Genomic DNA, 2,760 nt, shown 5'->3' on the forward strand with positions numbered 1-2,760 from the left:
CGAATACATCGAAGAATTAAATTTATGGGAATTGTCATTTGATAAGCGACCGGTTCAAGGGGTTCGTTGTGAAGATCCGGTGATCGGGGCAGAAAAATATAATCAAGGGCGTGAAAAATTTAAGGCGTTAGCGTCACGGCATAAAAAACACTGGAAACCGAACGGATTGACCTTTTCGGAGTTGATCCGCTGGGCAATAGAATGCGGAACTCCAGAACAATGTCAGCTTGTTTTAGCGTTATACCATTGCACAAACGATGATGATTATCAGGCGATGGGAATTCAGTTAAGCCGAAGTATTGATAATGCAAATGTCAGTCCGATCATCTTTTTCACAGGTAAAAATCAACGGTTATTAGGTGATATTTCGATGCTAAAACAGCTCGAAGAAAAGGTGCGCTGACGTTAGGTTTACCTATTATTTTATGTATTATCCTATCTATTATTCTATCTCTTATTTTATCTATTTCGTCTGTAATAGGTAGAATAATACATAGAATAAGATACAGAATAATAGATAGACACAAGATGACGTTGTGTTATTTCTTACCCATTAATCCACCTGTTATTCTACCTATTACTTTACCCGTTATTGCACCCAATTTAGGTATAACGGGCAGAATAACGGGTGAAATAATGGGTAGAATCATAGTTTTACTAACTTGCACCCCATGATACTTTCAGTATCAATGCCACTCATTTTCTGGACGAAAATGAATGACATAAGGCTCCGCCCTCTGGCTATTTTCTTCGGCTGGACGCCTGCGAAAAAAACCATTCACCCAAGCCCGTCAAACTCACTGCGTTCGTCTGACCACCCCCTTTTTTCGCCCCTGTATTTGGTCGCTCAAAAATGTGGTGGTCAGACGCTTCGCTTGACGGGGGGCTTTGCCCCCAAAACGAAACACGTTCACTGGGGTTCACTTGCCATCGCTGGGGCGTGTCATTTCGTTTCGGCTCCCCCTGTTTTTCCCTTTCTTCGCTGGACGCTCATCAGGATAAAAACAAAAAGCCTACCGCCCTCGTTTTACTCGGTTGGTCAAATCGCTTCTTGCCACAAAACAAGTTTGTGACTTTCAGCGATTTCGCATCGTTTTACTTGTCAGTTTGCACGATGTTAAAAACGCACTCAGAAGCCCGCAAAACCGTTCTAAACTTTCAGCGTAGATTTGGGTGTTTTATAGGGTGATCGTGTCTTAAAATCGTTTCGAGGGGCTTTAATGGGGATGAACGGGAGGTTTTTGCTAACTAACTCGCCCGTTTAACATAAAAGGGATTGTATGAATCAATTTTAGCTAGAGTTTAAGGTTGTTCAAATTAATGTACAATGATTGCACTGTATAAATAACCAGGTGTAGCATGTATGGAAAAGCACTTTATCAATGAAAAGTTTTCACGAGATCAATTTACGGGGAATAGAGTTAAAAATATTGCCTTTTCAAATTGTGATTTTTCAGGGGTTGATTTAACTGATACTGAATTTGTTGATTGTAGTTTTTACGACAGGAATAGCTTGGAAGGGTGTGATTTTAATAGAGCCAAACTAAAAAACGCTAGCTTTAAAAGCTGCGATTTATCAATGAGTAATTTTAAAAACATTAGCGCCTTAGGTCTTGAAATTAGTGAGTGTTTAGCTCAAGGAGCTGATTTTCGAGGGGCTAATTTTATGAATATGATAACTACAAGGTCATGGTTTTGTAGTGCTTATATAACCAAGACAAATCTTAGTTACGCTAATTTTTCTAGAGTCATATTAGAAAAGTGCGAACTGTGGGAAAATCGCTGGAATGGCACTGTGATAACTGGCGCCGTGTTTCGTGGCTCCGATCTTTCTTGTGGGGAGTTTTCATCGTTTGATTGGTCTTTGGCTGATTTTACTGGTTGTGATTTAACGGGTGGGGCGCTTGGCGAGCTTGATGCAAGGCGAATTAATTTAGATGGAGTGAAGTTGGATGGAGAGCAGGCGCTTCAGCTTGTTGAGAGTTTAGGTGTTATTGTTCACCGATAAAATCTAGGTAAAAAACGCCTAATGCCCCAATGTGGTACTAATCAAAACGGAGCGAAGCGACATCTTCATCTTGTCTTTGCTTTTCTCCATGATCAGTTATTGGGTCATGGTCTCTTAGCTCGTTAATCTGGCTAAGTTTGGTTAGGTTGGGCTTCTTTCGACACTTCGCAATCCAAGAAATCCCTAGTCCGTTGATTGGTGCTCTTATCAGGTACGCACTGTAATCTTTCGATACCGCAGCGTGATTCGGAGGTAGAGCCGGAATTTCGTTTTCCGGTACGTTTTACTACCACAATTTGCCTGTTTATCCTTTCGGAGACCGGGCTAAGTCCGAGTCAATCAAGTGGTGCATTTGGGTTAATGTCGTTGGCTGGTATTTAATGAGAACGTGACAAGCGCCTCTCACGTTGCTAAGATTGGATTGCGACGTCTAATCTGAGCAACGAATGCACAAGATTTAGAGTACCAGAGCCCTGTGATGCTGTCACGGGGCTTTGTTACATCTGGAGCTTGGTAAACCTCATAAATTCAATTCGCAACGCTCGCCGCAAGGCGTGAACTTGTTTCACGTCGAGGAAGCGGAATTTCTCGAAAGCCTTATACTGTCTCCGTTCACACATGATCGGAGGGTGTCTCTATGTCTCAATTATTTCGTTTGGCATCGCCAGAAGATTACGAATACATCGAAGAATTAAATTTATGGGAATTGTCATTTGATAAGCGACCGGTTCAAGGGGTTCGTTGTGAAGATC

General features: G+C 41.7%; 1 protein-coding gene and 1 pseudogene. Both read left to right on the top strand.

The window, feature by feature from the left end:
* Positions 1-403: pseudogene (locus DBA33_RS20085) on the top strand (hypothetical protein); the annotation flags it as partial.
* Positions 404-1,363: 960 nt separating this feature from the next.
* Entirely contained in the window at positions 1,364-2,008 is a 645-nt protein-coding gene (locus DBA33_RS20090; protein ID WP_012634451.1) for a quinolone resistance pentapeptide repeat protein QnrD1, read from the top strand.
* The last annotated feature ends 752 nt before the right edge of the window (positions 2,009-2,760 follow it).

The sequence above is a fragment of the Yersinia sp. IP36721 genome (assembly GCF_003634395.1).
In the GTDB taxonomy this organism is placed as follows: Bacteria; Pseudomonadota; Gammaproteobacteria; order Enterobacterales; family Enterobacteriaceae; genus Yersinia; species Yersinia entomophaga.